General features: G+C 68.4%; 14 protein-coding genes, 1 tRNA gene, 1 pseudogene and 1 riboswitch. Of the genes and pseudogenes, 11 read left to right on the top strand and 5 right to left on the bottom strand.

Annotated elements, in window-relative coordinates; translation table 11 throughout:
- Positions 1-37 precede the first annotated feature (37 nt).
- Both CFB49_RS04675 and CFB49_RS04670 read right to left on the bottom strand, forming a co-directional pair.
- Positions 38-736: a DUF2968 domain-containing protein gene (locus tag CFB49_RS04675; RefSeq protein ID WP_069621093.1), complete on the bottom strand. Its 699-nt coding sequence runs from the start codon at positions 734-736 to the stop codon at positions 38-40.
- Between the two features lie 115 nt (positions 737-851).
- Complete coding sequence (locus CFB49_RS04670) at positions 852-2042, bottom strand: gamma-glutamyl-gamma-aminobutyrate hydrolase family protein (RefSeq protein WP_089490785.1); 1191 nt, start codon at positions 2040-2042, stop codon at positions 852-854.
- A 252-nt stretch (positions 2043-2294) separates the two neighbouring features.
- Between CFB49_RS04670 and CFB49_RS04665 the strand changes: the two genes are divergently transcribed.
- From CFB49_RS04665 to CFB49_RS04620, 7 genes are all read left to right on the top strand, one after another.
- Positions 2295-2975: a GntR family transcriptional regulator gene (locus tag CFB49_RS04665; protein WP_089490784.1), complete on the top strand. Its 681-nt coding sequence runs from the start codon at positions 2295-2297 to the stop codon at positions 2973-2975.
- A 6-nt stretch (positions 2976-2981) separates the two neighbouring features.
- Positions 2982-4358 carry an amidase gene (locus CFB49_RS04660; RefSeq protein WP_089490783.1) on the top strand — a complete coding sequence of 459 codons (1377 nt, stop codon included), beginning with the start codon at positions 2982-2984 and terminating at the stop codon, positions 4356-4358.
- Between the two features lie 158 nt (positions 4359-4516).
- Entirely contained in the window at positions 4517-5029 is a 513-nt protein-coding gene (locus CFB49_RS04655) for a disulfide bond formation protein B (RefSeq protein WP_069621097.1), read from the top strand.
- Between the two features lie 619 nt (positions 5030-5648).
- Positions 5649-6653, top strand: a complete 1005-nt coding sequence (gene xdhC, locus CFB49_RS04645; RefSeq protein ID WP_089490782.1) for a xanthine dehydrogenase accessory protein XdhC — start codon at positions 5649-5651, stop codon at positions 6651-6653.
- Between the two features lie 18 nt (positions 6654-6671).
- Positions 6672-7697 carry an adenosine deaminase gene (locus CFB49_RS04640; protein ID WP_089490781.1) on the top strand — a complete coding sequence of 342 codons (1026 nt, stop codon included), beginning with the start codon at positions 6672-6674 and terminating at the stop codon, positions 7695-7697.
- Positions 7698-8079: 382 nt separating this feature from the next.
- Positions 8080-9399, top strand: coding sequence for a guanine deaminase (gene guaD / locus CFB49_RS04630; RefSeq protein ID WP_069621100.1), 1320 nt, complete (start codon positions 8080-8082; stop codon positions 9397-9399).
- A gap of 127 nt (positions 9400-9526) precedes the next feature.
- Positions 9527-9648, top strand: a riboswitch (yybP-ykoY riboswitch).
- Between the two features lie 94 nt (positions 9649-9742).
- Positions 9743-10315 (top strand): TMEM165/GDT1 family protein, encoded by a 573-nt coding sequence (locus tag CFB49_RS04620; protein WP_069621101.1) that lies wholly within the window; start codon positions 9743-9745, stop codon positions 10313-10315.
- 57 nt (positions 10316-10372) lie between these two features.
- On the opposite strand, the gene CFB49_RS04615 is transcribed toward CFB49_RS04620, so the two are convergent.
- The gene (locus CFB49_RS04615) at positions 10373-11083 is read right to left on the bottom strand and encodes a DUF4136 domain-containing protein (protein ID WP_069621102.1); all 711 of its coding nucleotides are present in this window, start codon (positions 11081-11083) and stop codon (positions 10373-10375) included.
- Between the two features lie 187 nt (positions 11084-11270).
- Here CFB49_RS04615 and pepN point away from each other — a divergent pair, with 187 nt between their 5' ends.
- From pepN to CFB49_RS04595, 4 genes are all read left to right on the top strand, one after another.
- Entirely contained in the window at positions 11271-13964 is a 2694-nt protein-coding gene (gene pepN, locus CFB49_RS04610; RefSeq protein ID WP_089490779.1) for an aminopeptidase N, read from the top strand.
- 280 nt (positions 13965-14244) lie between these two features.
- Complete coding sequence (locus CFB49_RS04605) at positions 14245-15258, top strand: class 1 fructose-bisphosphatase (protein ID WP_069621104.1); 1014 nt, start codon at positions 14245-14247, stop codon at positions 15256-15258.
- 206 nt (positions 15259-15464) lie between these two features.
- Positions 15465-15540 (top strand) — tRNA-Thr (locus tag CFB49_RS04600).
- Between the two features lie 808 nt (positions 15541-16348).
- Positions 16349-16603, top strand: a complete 255-nt coding sequence (locus CFB49_RS04595) for a GlsB/YeaQ/YmgE family stress response membrane protein (RefSeq protein ID WP_006476609.1) — start codon at positions 16349-16351, stop codon at positions 16601-16603.
- A gap of 79 nt (positions 16604-16682) precedes the next feature.
- Here CFB49_RS04595 and CFB49_RS36675 read toward each other — a convergent pair.
- Both CFB49_RS36675 and CFB49_RS04585 read right to left on the bottom strand, forming a co-directional pair.
- Positions 16683-16826, bottom strand: a pseudogene (locus tag CFB49_RS36675) (TlpA family protein disulfide reductase); the annotation flags it as partial.
- 5 nt (positions 16827-16831) lie between these two features.
- Positions 16832-19195, bottom strand: a complete 2364-nt coding sequence (locus CFB49_RS04585) for a TonB-dependent receptor (protein ID WP_089490778.1) — start codon at positions 19193-19195, stop codon at positions 16832-16834.
- Positions 19196-19274: the final 79 nt, after the last annotated feature.

Genomic DNA, 19274 nt, shown 5'->3' with positions numbered 1-19274 from the left:
TCGTCTCGCTTCGTCCGCTCGTCCGCTCGTCCGCTCGTTACTTGTGCACGGGCAGCCCCGTCTCGGTCTGCTTCTCGAGTTGTCGCACCTGCTCCTGCAGATCGCGCAACTGCAACTGCGCCGCCCGCTTCTCGACCTGCAGCGCCTGCGCCTGCTCCTGCGCCGACTTCTGCCGCTGCGCGACTTCGGCCTGCTGGCTGCGCGCGACGCTCAGGTCGGCCTGCAACTGCTGCGCACGATTCGCCTGCAGCGCGATCACGCGTTCGAGAAATGCCTTCTGCGCCTGCAGCTCGGTCCGGCGAATCTCGATATCGGCGAGTTGCGCCGTCTGCTGGACGAAGTTCGCGTACACCATCTCCGCGCGATTCTTTTCCTGCGAACGGATCACGCGCCACAGGTTCTTGTCCTGGAACAGCGCGACGTAATACGTCATCTCGCGCGGATCGAACATCAGGCTCGCGCCGTAGCTGCCGTTGTACGTCGTGCGCATCTCGACGATCCGGCCGTCGTGCAGCATCTGCGTCAGCTCGGCGACGTTGCCTTGCGCGGCGGCGTCCGTCGCGACCGCGGCCGATGCAGGCGGCGACACGCCGCCGCTCAGGCTCGTGACCGCCGGACGCGTACCGGCGACGGGTGCGGTCACATCGGCGGACCAGGCCATACCCGCTTGCGCGCAGGCGGCCAGCGCAACGATCCACGTTGCGCATCGTGCAGGGGAGAAATTTCGGAAGGCCAACGTCAGACTCCGGCGAACGAATCGGAACTGGCGATTATCGTGCAAAACGAAACGGCCGCATCTCGAATTTATCGGGATGCGGCCGCCCTTGGTGCGACGCGAAAAAGACGGCGTGCTACAGACGCGTTTCGCGCGCCGCGCGCAGGAACGCATCGAGCAGCGGCGTGCAGTCGAGCAGTTCGGAACCGCCCGCGCGATGGAACTCCGGATGCCACTGCACGCCGACGACGAACGGCGAACGCCGATGGCGAATGCCTTCGATGATCCCGTCGCCGGCCGATACGGCCTCGATGTTCAGATCGCGGCCGAGATCGCGGATCGCCTGGTGGTGAATCGAGTTGACGATCGCTTCGCTGCGCCCCGGGAACATGCTCGCGAGCGTCGACGAATCGGGAAAGCGGATCGCGTGACGATGCTGGTCGTAATGCTCGCTCACGTGCGCGTTCGCAGTCGGCACGTCGGTGGCGATGTCCTGGTACAGCGAGCCGCCGAACGCGACGTTGATCAGCTGGCAGCCGCGACACACGCCGAGCACGGGTTTGCCGGACTCGACGAATTCGTGCAGCAGCTCGAGCTCGTACATGTCGCGCACGCGATCGCCGGGCCATTCGGGACGCGCATCCGACGCCGCGTAGGTCTGCGGCGACACGTCGGCGCCGCCTTGCAGCAGCAGGCCGTCGAGATGCTTCGCGTAATCGCGCAGGCGGATGTTGCTCGGATGGATCATGCCTTGATGGCCGACGGTCGGAATCATGAACACGAGCACGTCGCGCGACATCACCCAGTGGGCAATCGATTCCTCGAGATACTGCAGCGTCTTGCCGCGCAGCCCCTTCGCGCCCGGCTCCGGATGGAAGATCCGCGCCGATACGCCGATGCGCAGCGTGCGCTGCGTGATGCGCTGGCCGGCGCGGTCGAACAGCCGCCGCGCACGTGCCGCGACGATCCGGCCGAACACCGACCACGGCGTGTCGCTCTGCTTCAGATAGGCAGGCGGCGCATTCTGCGCGCTCGCGGGCGGCGGCCGCGGCGTGTCGAAATCGGGCGGCGCGCCGAATCCGGGCGGCGGCGCGCCTGGCTTCAGCGGTGCTGCCGCGGCGGCGCCATCACCGACGGCGCCTGCGGCACCGGGCGCACCCGGCTCGGATGCAGCCGTGACGGGCGACGCGCCGTCATCGGCGACATTCTCGGCGGCGGCCTGCGTGGCCGGCGCATCGGGCGTTTTCACCGGATCGGGACGAGGAGAATCGGAAGAAGCGGAAGAGGTGCCGGGCAGACCGGCCGGGGAAGGCGTGTTTTCGCTCATGACGATAGTCTGATGCGTCGCTCGCGCGTAGGGATAGACGAGGATTCATTATGCTTCAGCGCACGATCGCGCGGCAAACCTGCAACATCCTGTCGATATTGTTGCAAGTCGGCGCCCGCGCGCGCCGGCACCGCTACCCGCTTCGCGCGCTGGACATCAGTGATATATCACAATAATATCCAGCGATCGTCCACGCTTCCCGAGCCTCCGCGCCATGATCGCGCCCCTCCCGGCCGCCGCGCCGCAACCGGCATGAGTACCGTGACCGACCTCACCCGCGACCGGGCCGCCGCGTCGCCGGCCAGCCTCGCCGACCGCGCGTACGCGCTGATCCAGCGCGACATCATCACGATGCGCCTGAAGCCGGGGGCCGCGCTCAACGAAGCCGATCTCGTCGCGCGCACGGGAATCGGCCGCACGCCGGTGCATCAGGCCGTGCATCGGCTCGTGCTCGAAGGGCTGCTGTCCGTGATGCCGCGCAAGGGCTTGATGGTGCAGCCGCTGTCGCTCGACGACATCGTCGCGGTGATCGACGTGCGGCGCATCAACGAAGCGCACTGCGCCGAACTCGCCGCGCGCCATGCGATGCCCGACGATCTCGCGCGCCTGGCCGCGCTGCTCGACGACGGGCAGGCCTGCGTCGACACGCACGACGTCGAGGGCATGATGGAGCTCGACCGCGCGTTTCATCAGACGATCGCCGCGGCCGCGCGCAATGCCGTGCTCGCCGACATCCTGCGCGCGCTGCACGAGCGCTCGCTGCGCTTCTGGTTCGTCACGCTGTCCGAACCGCACCATCTCGCCGACGTCCAGCACGAGCACCGCGCGCTGTTCGACCGGCTGTCCGCGCGCGACGCCGCCGGTGCGCGCGCGGCCGTCGAAAGCCATATCGATTCGTTCCGCTCCACGCTCCTTCAACATCTTCGCCCCTGAGCCGCCATGACCACTTTCACGCCCTTCCCCCCGCTCGCCCAGCTCGCCGCCGACCTCGCCGCCGGCCGGACCACGAGCCGCGTGCTCGTCGACACCGCGCTCGACCGGATCGCCGATCCGTCGGGCCAGGGCGCCGTCGTCTTCACCGAGGTCGATGCCGACAACGCCCGCGCGGCCGCCGACGCGCACGACCGGCTGCGCGCCGCGGGCACCGTGCTGTCGCCGCTCGCGGGCATTCCGGTGTCGGTCAAGGACCTGTTCGACGTCGCGGGCCAGGTCACGCGCGCGGGGTCGCGCGTACTCGACGGCGCGCCGGCCGCGCGCACCGATGCGGTCGCCGTCGCCCGGCTCAAGCGCGCGGGCGCGGTGCTGGTCGGCCGCACCAACATGAGCGAGTTCGCGTTCTCGGGGCTCGGGCTGAATCCGCACTTCGGCAACCCGCGCTCGCCGTACCACCGCGACGTGCCGGGCGATGCGCGGATTTCGGGCGGCTCGTCGTCGGGGGCGGCCGCGTCGGTCGCCGACGGGATGGCCGCCGTCGCGCTCGGCACCGATACCGGCGGCTCGATCCGCATTCCGGCCGCGCTGTGCGGGCTGACGGGCTTCAAGCCGACCGCGAGCCGGATCCCGACGCAAGGCGGCGTGCCGCTGTCGACGACGCTCGACTCGTTCGGCCCGATCGGCCTGACGGTCGCGTGCTGCGCGCTCGTCGACCGGATGCTCGCGGGGCTCGAGCCGCACGTGCCGGCCGCGCGGCCGCTCGAAGGCGTGCGGCTCGGCGTGCTGACGAACTACGTGACGGACGGCGTCGATGCCGAAGTCGCGGCCGCGCTCGACACCGCGCTCAAGCATCTCGAAGCGGCCGGCGCGATCGTCACCGAAGTGCGCTTCCCCGCGCTCGACCGGCTGCCGGAGATCAACCGCTTCGGCTTCTCGCCGATCGAGGCGTACGCGTGGCATCGTCCGCTGCTCGCCAAGCATCGCGACCAGTACGATCCGCGCGTACTGACGCGGATCCTGAAGGGCGAACCCGCAAGCGCGGCCGACTATCTCGACCTGCTCGCCGCGCGCGCCGCGATGCTCGACGAAGCCGCGCACACGGTCTGGTCGCGCTTCGATGCGCTCGTCGCGCCGACGGTGCCGGTCGTGCCGCCGCGTATCGCCGAACTCGAAACGGACGACGACGCGTTCACGCGTACCAACGCGCTGATCCTGCGCAACCCGAGCGCGTTCAACTTCCTCGACGCGTGCGGGCTGTCGCTGCCGTGCCATCCGCGCGATGCGGCGCCGGTCGGCCTGATGCTCGCGGCGGCGCCGCATCGCGACGACGCGCTGCTTGCGATCGGCCAGTCGGTCGAGGCCGTGCTGAACACGATCCGCTGACCGCGCCGGCCGGGCGCAAGCCGCTGGCCGGCCGATCGCCGTCGGCCCGCGCGCGATGCGGCAGGCTGCCGCACGCGCGCCGTCAGTTTCGTGCCAGATCATTCGCGCTAAAATCGCGCGATTGTTTTCCGGACCGACCGACGAGGAACTCCGCCGACATGAACGACTACACGCTTGCACTCCGCCGCGAACGCCGCCTGCTGATGCTGCTCGGATGGGTGTGCATCGCCCTGCTGGCCGGCGCGCTGTACCTGCAGTACGTGAAAAACGAAGACCCATGCCCGCTGTGCATCATCCAGCGCTACTTCTTCTGCGCGATCGGGATCTTCGCGTTCCTGGCCGCCGGGATCCGCCACTGGCGCGGCGTCTGGGTGCTCGAACTGCTGATCGCGATCGCCGCGGCCGGCGGCGTCGGCACCGCCGCGCGACACCTGTCGATCCAGATGAATCCGGGCTTCAGCTGCGGCTTCGACACGCTGCAGCCGATCGTCGACAGCCTGCCGCCTGCGCAGTGGTTCCCCGGCATGTTCAAGGTCGCCGGGCTGTGCGAGACCGTCTACCCGCCGATCCTCGGCATCCTGCTGCCCGGCTGGGCGCTGATCGGCTTCGCCGCGATCCTGATCGCGGTCGTCGCGAGCCTCTGGCGCCATCGCCGCAAGCTCGCGGGCTGACCAACCGGCCGCGGTGCCGGCCCATCGCACGGGCGGCCCCGATCGAACGGGCCGCGCCGCCGGCGAGTCGTCTCCCGGCTGCGGCCTGCGCCGTCCCCGCCCGGCCATCGCGCGTAAACACCTATCCCGCCGCCACCCGGATTGCCGGGCTGGCGCGCGTCGCGCGATCGCCGCGCCCCCGCCCCGTCACACGTGCGTTTCGGCCCGATGTGCACGCATCGGTCCCCCGATCCCGCGCGGCCGGCCTATGATCGACATGATCGCCGCCTGATAGCCCGGATCACCGCCCGGCCATGTTCCCGCCGCGTGGCGGTGCTATCTTCGGGACTGGATGGCGATCTACGTGCGCGAGGCCAGGCGGTCTCACCGCTGCCTGCGTAACGCGCGCCCGATCCGCAATGTCGACTGGATTCATCATGACAACGCAAACCATCCGCATCCGTCACCCTCATGGCGTCCGCACGTCCGGCGGCGCCGTTCGCGCACGCCGTCAGTCCGCGGCCGCCGCACGGCATCGGCCGTGCAGCCGGCCTGCCCCGCTCCTGTCCGCCCTCGTTGCCGTCGTGCCCGCCAGCCCGCGCCGCGCGTCGTGCCGCGTCGTCCCGAACGGAGCGTGCTGATGGAAGCCTGGCTCGGCGATCTGCAGCAACTGCTCGCGCACGGCGAAGCGGCCGTGCTCGTGACGGTCGCGCATACCGACGGCTCCGCGCCGCGCGAGGCCGGCACCAAGATGCTCGTCACGCGCGACACGGCCCGCCATACGATCGGCGGCGGTCATCTGGAATGGAAGGCGATCGAGATCGCGCGGCACCTGCTGAAGGACGGCGCGCACGTCCCGCACGCGCGCCGGCTCGAGCGGCTCGCGCTCGGCCCGAGCCTCGGCCAGTGCTGCGGCGGCGCCGTGGTGCTCGCGTTCGAGCGGCTCGACGTCGGCGACCTCGGCTGGATCATGTCGCTCGCGAAGCGCGTCGCGGCCGGCGCCGCGACCGTGCGTAGCGTATCATTCGGCCCCTCGCCGGGCGCGCCGCTGTTGAGCGAGCCCGAATCGGAAGCCGCGCGCGCCGACTGCCTGCTGTGGGAAACCGGCGGCGTATCGCTGATGACCGAAACGATCGCGCCGTATGCGTTCCCCGTCATGCTGTTCGGCACGGGGCACATCGGCACGGCGCTCGTGAAGGTGCTGGCGACGCTGCCGTGCCACGTGCGCTGGATCGACCGGCCCGATGCGGTGTTCCCGCCGGCCGACGCGCTCGCCGGCATCGGCAATCTCGCGATCGACGCGGCCGCTTCCCCGGCGGACGCGGTCGACGCAGCGCCGCCGCAGTCCTACTTCGTCGTGATGACGCATGACCACGCGCTCGATTTCGTGCTGGCCGAGCGCATCCTGCGACGCGGCGACTATGCGTATTTCGGGATGACCGGCTCGCATACGAAACGCGCGCAGTTCGATCATCGCCTCGCCGCGATCGGCATCGACCCGGCCCAGGTCGCGCGCATGCGCTGCCCGATCGGCGTCGAAGGCATCATCGACAAGGCGCCCGAAGTGATCGCGATCTCGGTGGCCGCGCAGTTGCTGCAGGCCGTCGAGGCGAATGCGTCCGCGCAGGCTTCCCTTACCTATTGACCGACCCAAAACGACGCCATGACCCCGACATTCAAGAACAAGATTGCCCGCGCGCCGAAAGCGGAGCTGCACATCCATATCGAAGGCTCGCTCGAGCCCGAACTGATTTTCGCGCTCGCGCAGCGCAACGGCGTGAAGCTCGCGTACGACTCGATCGACGCGCTGCGCGCCGCGTACGCGTTCACCGACCTGCAGTCGTTCCTCGACATCTACTACGCCGGCGCGAGCGTGCTGCTCACCGAGCAGGATTTCTACGACATGACGGCCGCGTACTGTGAGCGCGCGCTCGCCGACAACGTCGTCCACACCGAACTGTTCTTCGACCCGCAGACGCACACCGAGCGCGGCGTGCCGATCGAAACGGTCGTCGCGGGCATCGAGTGCGCGCTCGCCGATGCCGAAGCGCGCGGGCTGTCGAGCAAGCTGATTCTGTGCTTCCTGCGCCACCTGTCCGAAGACGACGCGCTCGCGACGTTCGAATCCGCGTTGCCGCTATTCGAGCGCTATCGCCATCGGCTGATCGGCGTGGGCCTCGATTCGTCCGAGCTCGGCCATCCGCCGACGAAATTCGCGCGCGTGTTCGAGAAGGCGCGCGCGCTCGGGCTGAAGCTGGTCGCGCACGCAGGCGAGGAAGGCCCGCCCGCCTACATCTACGAGGCGCTCGACGTGCTGAAGGTCGACCGGATCGACCACGGCGTGCGCAGCATCGAGGATGCGGCGCTCGTCGAGCGTCTCGCGAAAACGCGTACGGCGCTCACCGTGTGTCCGCTGTCGAACCTGAAGCTGTGCGTGTTCGACGACATGGCGAAGCACACGCTGAAGGCGCTGCTCGACCGCGGCGTGGCGGTGACGATCAACTCCGACGATCCGGCCTATTTCGGCGGCTACGTCAACGAAAACTACTTCGCGACGGTCGAAGGGCTGCAACTTACGGATGCCGAAGTCCATGCGGTGATCCGCAACGGCTTCGAGGCGTCGTTCATCGAACCGGCGCAGCGCGATGCACTGTACGCGCGCCTCGACGCGTACTGGCAGGCCGCGTGACGGCCCGCATCGAGACTCGCTGACAGATGAAACACGGCAACGGCATCCGCTTCGCGACTCCCCGGCCGGCCTTGCGCCGGGCCGGTCGGCTGCGTGCATGCGGCGCGATCGCGCAGTACGGCGTCGCTCGCACCCGCCGGTCGTCGCGGCTTGCCGTGCCGTTCGCCGTCGTATGGGTTGCGGACGTATCGGTTGCGCGCTCAACGGCCGCGAGGTGCGCCCGCAACCACTCGCGGGCGGCTTCGGCCGCCACGTTCGGCCGTGCCGTCGCCTCCGGCGGTGCCGCACATCACGTGCCACCGCTCGCGACGCCCCGCCCCGCCCCCGTGCGGCATCGATCGCTTTCTTCTGTTCGCCTTACCTTGATGCAGGACCCTTCGTCATGACGCAAACCGCTTTCCGTTCCCAGCTGCTGACCTTCAACGGCGACCCGGCGCAATCGAGCCAGGCCGCGAACCACGAAACCGACGGGCTCCTGATCGTCGACGACGGCAAGGTCGTCGCGGCCGGCCCGTATGCGCCGCTCGCCGCGACGCTCGCGCGCGATGCGGTGGTCCACGATCTGCGCGACAAGCTGATCGTGCCCGGCTTCATCGACACGCACATCCACTATCCGCAGACGGACATGATCGCGTCGCCAGCCCCCGGGCTGCTGCCGTGGCTCGACAAGTACACGTTCCCGACCGAGCGCCAGTTCGGCGACCCCGAGCATGCGCGCGAAGTCGCCGACTTCTTCGTCGACGAACTCCTCGCGTGCGGCACGACGAGCGCGCTCGTCTACTGCACCGTGCACAAGCAGTCGGCCGATGCGCTGTTCGCGGCGAGCGACGCGCGCGACCTGCGGATGATCGCGGGCAAGGTGCTGATGGACCGCAACTGCCCCGAATTCCTGCGCGACACCGCGCAGTCGGGCTATGACGACAGCGCCGAGCTGATCGACCGCTGGCACGGCAAGGGGCGCCAGATGTACGCGCTCACGCCGCGCTTCGCGCCGACGTCGACCGAGGCGCAACTCGAGGCGTGCGGCGAACTCGCGCGCCGCCATCCGGACGTGTTCGTGCAAAGCCACGTCGCCGAAAACGTCGACGAGGTGAAATGGGTGGCCGGGCTGTTCCCCGGCCATCGCAGCTATCTCGACATCTATGACCGCTACGGGCTGCTGCGGCCGCGCGCGGTGTACGGCCACTGCATTCATCTCGACGACGAGGATCGCCGCCGGATGGCCGAGACGCGCACCGTCGTCGCGCACTGCCCGACGTCGAACTTCTTCCTCGGCAGCGGGCTGTTCGATTTCGACAAGGCCGGCGAATACGACGTGCCCGTCACGCTCGCGACCGACGTCGGCGGCGGCACGTCGTTCTCGATGCTGCAGACGATGAACGAGGCGCACAAGGTCGCGCGGCTGTCGGGCCATCACCTGACCGCCACGCGGATGTTCTGGCTCGCGACGGCCGGCGCCGCACAGGCGCTCGACCTTGCCGACACGGTCGGCACCCTCAAGCCGCGCACCGAAGCCGACTTCGTCGTGCTCGATCCGCAGGCGACGCCGCTGCTCGCGCGCCGCACGCAGCGCGCGGATTCGCTCGAGGAATTGCTGTTCGCGTTCGCGCTGCTCGGCGACGACCGCGCGGTGTACCGCACCTATGCGGCCGGCGAACTCGTGCACGAACGCGGCGCCGCGCGCCGCCCGGCCGCCGCGTAACGCCCCGCGGGTACGCCGTTCCGGCCGCGCGGCCGCTTCGCCGTCGCGCGTGCCGGAAATCGATGCGCATTGCGCGCCGTACGGCGGCTCCGGCTGCTTTCCCGCGCGCGATGCACCGTGCTAGAATTCGCCGCTCATTGGGGAGTAGCCGCTCCGCTCGATGTCCCGCGCCCGCGGCGCGCATCGTGACGGAGGCGTCCGTCAACAGACTTGGCCGTTCGGCCATGGCGGGCGCAGCCACGTTGGCCTGGCGAGACCGATGGTTCACTGCGCGCCGCATCAGGGCCCGGCGCGCGGTGGATCGTCGCTCGCACGCACAACAACGGCCCGTGGAACCCCATCCGTGTCTCAAGCCTTCCTGATCTCCACCGGCGCCGTCGCCCTCGCTGAAATCGGCGACAAGACCCAGCTGCTTTCCCTCGTTCTGGCCGCGCGCTATCGCAAGCCGGTGCCGATCATTCTCGGCGTGCTCGTCGCGACGCTCGTCAACCACGGTTTCGCCGGCGCGCTCGGCGAATGGCTGGGCGTGCTCGTCACGCCGTCGATCATGCGCTGGGCGCTCGCGTTCTCGTTCATCGCGATGGGACTGTGGATTCTCGTGCCGGACAAGCTCGACGAGAACGAAGCCAATGCGACCCGCTCGCGGCTCGGCGTGTTCGGCGCGACGCTCGTCGCGTTCTTCCTCGCGGAGATGGGCGACAAGACGCAGATCGCGACCGTCGCGCTCGCCGCCCGCTTCCAGGATTACATCGGCGTGGTGGCCGGCACGACGCTCGGGATGATGCTCGCGAACGTGCCGGCGATCCTGCTCGGCGACCGCTTCGCGCACCGTCTGCCGACGAAGCTCGTGCACGGGATCGCGGCCGTGCTGTTCGTTGCGCTCGGCGCGCTGGCGCTGCTGGGTATCGGGGTCTGACGGAAGGGAAACGGGCTGGCGCGGCCGGGCGGCGGCCGCGCCCAGAGGGATGCCGCGTTACTTCGCGACGGCCGCGCCCGAGGCTGGCGCCGCCGGCACCGCGCGCTCGTTGGCGGCCGGCGCCGCCGGCCCGCCGCGCTTGTCGACCGGCAGCCTGACCGTGCGGACCGCGCCGTTCGACAACGGGAAATCGGCGAGCGCGCTGCGCGCGAGGAACGGCATCGCGTACAGCAGCGTGCCGTTGTCGCCGGTCGTGCGCGCGGACACGTTGTAGACCTCCTTGCCCGTCGCGCGCTCGGTGATGCGGATGCCGAGCATGTAGTCGAACACCTGGTACGTCTGCGCGACATAGCCGGACGGCACCGGCCCCCAGGGACCCCACGGGCCCCAGGGACTCCACGGCCCGCCTCGCCAGTACGGCCCCGGCCCCATGAACCACGGGTCATAGTAGACCGGCTGCGGCACCGTCACGAGATCGCTGCCGACCGAATAGGTCAGCCCGACGAGATAGCGCGCCTGCGATTGCGGCACCTGCCGGAATGCATACGCGGACAGCTCGTTCGCGACGATCGGCTCGTAGGTCGACTGCTCGATGCTGTTCTTCTGCGCGTCCGTGCGCGTGAACGCATAGGTGCGGGTCGCGTCGCTGCCGCTCCAGTCGGAGAAGGCCGTGACCTGGGTGGTCACGTAGCTGGTGCAGCCGGTCAGCAGCGCGACGCACAGCGCCGCCGCCCAGCCCGCACCGCGAAAAATCCATTCGCGTTTCATGTTGATCCTCGTCGATCCGTCACCCGTTCGTCGCACCGCGCGAAGCACAACGGGATGCCGATAATACGCGGACTCCCGGGAGCGGTAAAAAGTTCGCCCGGCACGCAGCCGCAAGCCTTTGTACAATGGCCCGGTTCGCCCGGCCCGCGCGACGGGCCCGTCCCCCACTCCACCGATCTCGACGACCATGTCCGACAACGCCTCCTCCACCGTGATCCGCCGCGCCGACTACACGCCGCCGGCCTTCCTCATCGATTCCGTCGCACTCGAATTCGATCTCGCGCCGGCCCGCACGATCGTCAGGAACACGATGCGCGTGCGCCGCAATCCGGACGCCGCGCCCACGCCCCACCTGGAACTGATGGGCGAGGCGCTCGAATTCGTCGGCGCGCAGCTCGACGGCGCGCCGTACGGCGCGGTGCGCGCACACGAACACGGGCTGACGGTCGAGAACGTGCCCGACGCGTTCGAGCTGACGCTCGAAAACGCGTGCGCGCCCGATCAGAATACGACGCTGTCGGGCCTCTACGTGTCGAGCGGCAACTTCTTCACGCAGTGCGAAGCGGAAGGCTTTCGCCGCATCACCTACTTCCTCGATCGCCCCGACGTGATGGCGTCGTACACGGTCACGCTGCGCGCCGACAAGGCCGCATACCCGGTGCTGCTGTCGAACGGCAACCTCGTCGATTCGGGCGACCTGCCCGACGGCCGCCACTTCGCGAAGTGGGAAGACCCGTTCCGCAAGCCGAGCTACCTGTTCGCGCTGGTCGCGGGCAAGCTCGTCGCGATCGAGGAAACGATCACGACCGGCTCCGGCAAGGAAAAGCTGCTGCAGGTATGGGTCGAACCGGCCGATCTCGACAAGACGCGTCACGCGATGGATTCGCTGATCCACTCGATCCGCTGGGACGAAAAGCGCTTCGGCCTCGAGCTCGATCTCGACCGCTTCATGATCGTCGCGGTCGGCGATTTCAACATGGGCGCGATGGAGAACAAGGGGCTCAACATCTTCAACACGAAGTACGTGCTCGCGAACCCCGAGACCGCGACCGACACCGATTTCGCGAACATCGAATCGGTGGTCGGCCACGAATATTTCCACAACTGGACCGGCAACCGCGTGACCTGCCGCGACTGGTTCCAGCTGAGCCTGAAGGAAGGGCTGACGGTATTCCGCGACCAGGAATTCTCGGCCGACATGGCCGCCGGCGACGACGTCGAATCGGCGGCCCGCGCGGTCAAGCGGATCGAGGACGTGCGCGTGCTGCGCCAGTTGCAGTTCGCCGAGGACGCCGGCCCGATGGCGCACCCGGTGCGCCCGGAGAGCTACGTCGAGATCAACAACTTCTACACGATGACCGTCTACGAGAAAGGCTCGGAAGTCGTGCGGATGTACCAGACGCTGTTCGGCCGCGACGGCTTCCGCAAGGGGATGGATCTCTACTTCAAGCGCCACGACGGCCACGCGGTGACCTGCGACGACTTCCGTCACGCGATGGCCGACGCGAACGGGCGCGACCTCGCGCAGTTCGAGCGCTGGTACAGCCAGGCCGGCACGCCGCGCGTGTCGGTGCGCACCGCGTACGACGCGGCCGCGCGCCGCTATACGGTCACCCTCGCGCAAGGCTACGGCGACGCGTCGCCGGCCGCGCGCGAAACGCAGCAAGGGCCGCTGCTGATTCCGTTCGCGATCGGCCTGATCGGCCGCGACGGCCGCGACCTGCCGCTGCGTCTCGACGGCGAAGCCGCCGCGTCGGGCACGACGCGCGTGCTCGAGTTCACCGACACCGAGCAGACCTTCACGTTCGTCGACGTGCCGGAAGCGCCGCTGCCGTCGCTGCTGCGCAACTTCTCGTCGCCGGTCATCGTCGAGTACGACTACAGCGACGACGATCTCGCGTTCCTGCTCGCGCACGACAGCGATCCGTTCAACCGCTGGGAAGCCGGCCAGCGCCTCGCGACGCGCGCGCTCCTGACGCTCGCCGCCCGTGCCGCCGCCGACGCGCCGCTCGCGCTCGGCGAGAACTTCGTCGCCGCGTTCCGCCGCGTGCTGACCGATGAAAGCCTGTCGCCGGCGTTCCGCGAACTCGCGCTGACGCTGCCGTCGGAAACCTACCTCGCCGACCAGATGGCCGAGGCCGACCCGGCCGCCGTGCATCGCGCGCGCCAGTTCGTGCGCCGCCAGCTCGCGACCGCGCTGCGCGCCGACTGGCTCGCAGCGTACGAGCAGCACCAGACGCCCGGCGCCTACGAGCCGACGCCGGAAGCGTCGGGCCGCCGCGCGCTGAAGAACCTCGCGCTCGCGTATCTCGCCGAACTCGACGATCCGGCCGACGCCGTGCGCCTCGCCACCACCCAGTACGACGCGGCGAACAACATGACCGATCGCGCAGCGGCGCTCGGCGCGCTGCTGTCCGCGGCCGCCGCAGGTGCGAACGGGCCGGCCGAGCATGCGCTCGACGACTTCTACCGTCGCTTCGAGAAGGAGGCGCTCGTGATCGACAAGTGGTTCGCGATGCAGGCGGCGCAACGCGGTACGGCCGCGCAGCCGACACTCGCGAAGGTGCGCAAGCTGCTCGCGCACCCGGCGTTCAACCTGAAGAACCCGAACCGCGCGCGCTCGCTGATCTTCAGCTTCTGCGCGGCCAACCCCGCGCAATTCCATGCGGCCGACGGTTCCGGCTACGCGTTCTGGGCCGAACAGGTCCTCGCGCTCGATGCGATCAATCCGCAGGTCGCGGCACGCCTCGCGCGCTCGCTCGAACTGTGGCGCCGCTTCACGCCGGCGCTGCGCGACCGGATGCGCGAAGCCCTCGAACAGGTCGCCGCCGGCGCGAAGTCGCGCGACGTGCGCGAGATCGTCGAGAAGGCGCTCGCGTAAGTCGCGCGATCGCCCCAATCGCGTCCGCGCGCTCGAGCCGGCACCGCCTCATGCGGTGCCGGCTTTTTGATTGCACGCGCGCGGCTGAAACCGCGTGCACGGGGTCGGACCGCTCGGCGCGCCTCCGCGGCGACACGCGCCCCCGCCCGTCATCGCCGCCCGATACCGGTCCGATTCGACGGCCACGCCATGTAACCGGACGAAAAAAGCCGGCGGCACCGCAGGCGCGGCGGGTAAAATTGCGGCCATTCAAGGATTCTTTGGCCTTTCGGAGTCTGTCATGTCCATTGCCCGCCGCACCACGCTGTCGAAGTTCCTGATCGAACAGCAACGTGAGACCAACAACCTCCCCGCCGACCTGCGCCTGTTGATCGAAGTCGTCGCCCGCGCGTGCAAGGCGATCAGCTACAACGTGTCGAAGGGCGCGCTCGGTGAAGCGCTCGGCACCGCCGGCAGCGAGAACGTCCAGGGCGAAGTGCAGAAGAAGCTCGACATCCTGTCGAACGAAATCCTGCTCGACGCGAACGAATGGGGCGGCAACCTCGCCGCGATGGCGTCGGAAGAAATGGAAACGTTCTTCCCGATCCCGGCGAACTACCCGCGCGGCGAATACCTGCTCGTGTTCGATCCGCTCGACGGCTCGTCGAACATCGACGTGAACGTGTCGATCGGCACGATCTTTTCGGTGCTGCGCTGCCCGGACGGCCAGCAGGCGACCGAGGAATCGTTCCTGCAGCCCGGCACCGAGCAGGTCGCGGCCGGCTATGCCGTGTACGGCCCGCAGACGGTATTCGTGCTGACGACCGGCAACGGCGTGAACTGCTTCACGCTCGACCGCGAAGTCGGCTCGTGGGTGCTCACGCAAAGCAACATGCAGATCCCCGTCGACACGCGCGAATACGCGATCAACGCATCGAACGCCCGCCACTGGTACGACCCGGTCAAGCGCTACGTCGACGAGCTGAACGCCGGCAAGGACGGCCCGCGCGGCGACAACTTCAACATGCGCTGGATCGCGTCGATGGTGGCCGACGTGCATCGGATCCTGAACCGCGGCGGCATCTTCATGTATCCGGCCGACAAGCGCACGCCCGATCGTCCGGGCAAGCTGCGGCTGATGTACGAAGCGAACCCGATGTCGTTCATCGTCGAACAGGCGGGCGGCGCCGCGACGACCGGTACGCAGCGGATCATGGAAGTGCAGCCGACCGGCCTGCACCAGCGCGTGCCCGTGTTCCTCGGTTCGAAGAACGAAGTCGAGCGCGTGACCGGCTATCACGACGAAGCAAAATAATTGCACTGCAGCACTGGACGGAGGTGCGAGACATCAGTACAATCGCGCCTTCGCGATGTGGCCCTAACGGGTCGCATCGCAGTGAAGTGAAAGCGGAAAGTCCGCCGGATCGAGGGTTTCGCGAAGCAGCCGCAGCAAGCTGAAAAAATTTCGCAAAACCTATTGCCAAGATCGCGGATTTCACCATATAATTTCATTTCTCTGCTGCCGGTGTAGCTCAGTTGGTAGAGCAGCGCATTCGTAATGCGAAGGTCGTAGGTTCGACTCCTATCTCCGGCACCAAGACATAAAGGTCTGACAAGCATTGCTTGTCAGACCTTTTCTCTTTTCCGGCGTCGAAATCCTGAAGTCGTTCGACGGCGCGCACTACCGATCACGCCGTGCACGATCTTCGTGTACGGATTCGGCAATCGCTCCCCTACACGTTGTCCGGCGCCAGTCCTCGCGGCGGCCGGCCGATCGAGCTGGACAGCCCACGCAACGGCACCGCATTTGTCGCGCGTCCCGACCGGCTCGCGCTCGGCCGCCGGGACGCGCGTCGGCGACATGGCTGCCACGCTCGATCTCCCGCTCCCTCCTCACGCGTCGTCCGAAGCAAATCCATCAGGACACCGAATGAGGGTGGACATCGGATACGGCACACGCTGCACCAATCCGTGCCACACGATGCCCCGGATCGGCGAAGCGATGCCGCCGCGCGTCCCATCCGTTTCGCGCTGCTGTCGACCGCAGCGAGAAGCGATGCCGCGACCGTCGGGCGCCTGATCGCCGACGCAGCGGACGGCCTGCCCCGAAGCCACCTTGCCGGCAACGACGCTCGAGCGATGATGTGCCCGACGGACGGACTTCGGCGACAGCCATCCTTACAGACTCATTTCGCCATGCGTCGCGCGCGCACGGAACATGCGCTACGCAGACAAATCCCCTGGAAAATCTGCTTAAGGGTGCATAACATTACTTAACGATCCTGACCCGTCTATCGCGTTACATTGCGTGGGCGGCGCCACGGCCGCATGTCGCTTGCGACCCGCTCGCGGCGTGCACCGGCCGGTGCCCGGTCATTTCGACTCAACCCAAGGAGAGGACCACCATGACTCATGGCTTGATTATGTGGCTCATCATCGGCGCGATCGCCGGCTGGCTCGCCGGCTTGCTCGTGAAGGGCGGCGGCTTCGGGCTGATCGTCGACATCATCGTCGGGATCGTCGGTGCGGTGATCGGCGGCTGGCTTGCCGGGTTGCTCGGCATCAGCATCGGCAGCGGCTTCATCGGCTCGGTGATCGTCGCGGTCATCGGCGCGGTGATCCTGCTGTTCGTGATCCGGCTATTCAGGCGAGCGGCCTGACGTTTCTCTCCACGCGCCTTCGGGCGCGTTTTCGCATCGGGCCGGCGCGCGGCCGGTTCGCCGCGCGCCACCGGCTCCGTCAGCGCTTCGCGTGCCGCAACCCGCCGTCGAGCACGTCGGCCTTCCGCAATCCGCGGCGCGCTTCATGCATACCATCGCGCCCGCTCCACACGGTGCGCGACATCTCCCCTCGCCATCCCGCATCGAGCGCCGCCCGCAGCCTCGCTTTCACAGCGACCATTTCAGTTCTCCATAGAAAGTGCGGCCCGGATACGGGTGGAACACGTAATAGCGGCGATCCGTCACGTTGTCGATGCCGGCCGACGCGGTCCAGTGACGACCGAAGCGATAGCGCGCCTTCAGATCGACGACCGTGAACGAACTCGTGCCGCCGTAGACGTCCGGATTCACGTCGCTGTTGTCCAGCGTGTTGAACTGGCGACCCGAGTAGCGCACGCCGACGCTCGCGAGCCAGCGCTCGTCGAAGCGATACGACGCGAGCAGGTTCGCGCGCATGCGCGGAATGCGCGGGAAACGCGAACCGACGTAGGCCGGATTCGCGGCATCGGCGAGAATCTGCGCGTTGCTCGCCGACACGTTCGCGTCGACGTTGAGCCCGCGCAGCCCGACGTTCTCGCCGCTGAACGCGAGTTCGACGCCGCGCACGCGCACGCGGTCGACGTTCGAGATGTTGGTGACGGTGCTCGCGCCCGACACCGTTGTCTGGCTATAGATCGAATCGCGCAGGTCGCTCTGGAACACGCTCGCGCGCACGACGCCAACGCCCACATCGCGTTCGGCCGTGAAGTCCCAGTCGATCGCCTTTTCCGGCCGCAGGTTCGGGTTGTTGTTGACGATCGCGTTGTTCGAAATCGTGCCCTGGAACAGCTCGCCGACCGTCGGGAACCGCGTGCCGGTCGCGAACGACAGCCGGAAGCGCCAGACTTCCGTCGCATCCCACTGCAGCGCGATTTTCGGCGACAGCGCATTCGCGCCGCGATCCGCGTAGCCGAGCGTGCCCTTCGCATTGCCGAGCGCGCCGCCGTACGCATCCCAGCGCTCGTAGCGCAGCCCGAGCGTCGCGAGCCAACCGGGCGCGAAGCGCCACGCATCCTGCCCGAACAGCGCGTGCGTGCGGGTGTCGCCGCGATAGACGCTCGCGAGCGACGTGCTCGGCCCGGCCAGCCAGTCGGCCGTGTTGTACGTGACATTGCGCAGGAAGTAGTTGTCGTAGTGATAGCCGAACGTGAACGTATGGCCTTTCACTTCCGGCGCCTCGGCCTTCAGGTCGAGCGTGCGCCAGCCAGTGCCGTCGCCCTGGAACAGCGTGCCCGCCCCACCCTGCACGGTCGAGGCCGCACGCAACACGTCGCGCGACACGTCGTACGCGGACACCACGCCCGACAGCCGCCAGCCGGAATCGAGTCGGCCGTTCAGCCCGAGCGCATACAGCCAGTTCTCCTGGTCGCCGCGCTGCGGCGCGAACGCGTTTGGCGCGACCGTCATTTTCTGTCCGCCGATCGACACGTTGCCGCCGTAAACCGGCTCGCCCGTCGCATCGCGCAGGAAGGTCTCGCCGTGCTGCCGGTAATGGTTCTCCCAGTGCCCGAGCGTCAGCGTCGCATCGACATGATCGGTGAACGCATAGCCCATCCGGACCGTCTCGTTGAGCTGCTCGGTCCGCTCGATCGTCTGCGCGCCGACGATGGTTCGCGGCTTGCCGTTGGGTCCGATGTCGGTCACGGCGCCCGTCACGGGGACGGCGACGCCGGGTTTCGGGTTGTAGACCGAATTGGGGCTCGCGTACTGCATCGGCTGGCCGTCGTTCTCCAGCCGGTCGAGCGACAGCGCGAACCAGAACCGGCCGACGCGGTTCGCGATCCGCGCGGTCTGATGATTGCCGCCGAAGCTGTCCGCGAACCCGTAGCCGTCGTGGTAGCGCTGCGTGAAGAACTGCGTCGACAGCGACGCCTCGAGCTGTTCGGGGCGGCGCGTGGTGAGCAGCACGGTCGAGCCGATCGCGTTGCCCGGGTACAGCGCGGAAAAGGGGCCGTAGAGCACGTCGACGCGCGCGATGTCGTCGGGCGGAATCAGCGACCAGCGCGGCGGGTACGCATAGCTCGACCCGAGCAGGTTCGACAGCAGCACGCCGTCGGCATAGACGAGCCCGCGCGCGCTCTGTAGTTCATTGAAGTCGCGGCCCGCGAATACGCTGTTGCGGTCGCCGATGTAGCGCTTGCGAACCATCAGGTTCGGCGCGTACTTCAGCGCGTCCTCGGTGGTGACGTTGGTGTGCGCATCGATCTGCTCGCGCGTGACCGACGCGACGACGGCCGGCGTATCCGGATCGACCGGTTGCCGCTGCGCGGTCACGCTGACGGCGGTCAGCGTGTCGCCCGCTGGGGCGGCCGCTACAGCGACATCCATGGACGCCGACGCCGCGGCGGCGGGACGATCGATGCCACCGCCGCGGGCCGCGTCGGCGCGGGCATCGTCGGTCGAAGCCGCGTGGGCGGCCGCGCATGCGAAAGCGGCCGCGCATGCGAGCGCGAGCCGGCCGCGCGACGAACGCGCGGCAAGGGTAGACGACATGAGTGAGTTCCTGAAAACGTGATCGGGCGCCGTCGGACACGGGCGCGCGAGCCGCGCACGCACGGCGCGACGCGCGGGC

This window comes from Burkholderia sp. AU17457, from assembly GCF_002223255.1.
Taxonomy (GTDB): Bacteria; Pseudomonadota; Gammaproteobacteria; order Burkholderiales; family Burkholderiaceae; genus Burkholderia; species Burkholderia sola.
This window is presented reverse-complemented; position numbering and strand designations above follow the sequence as displayed.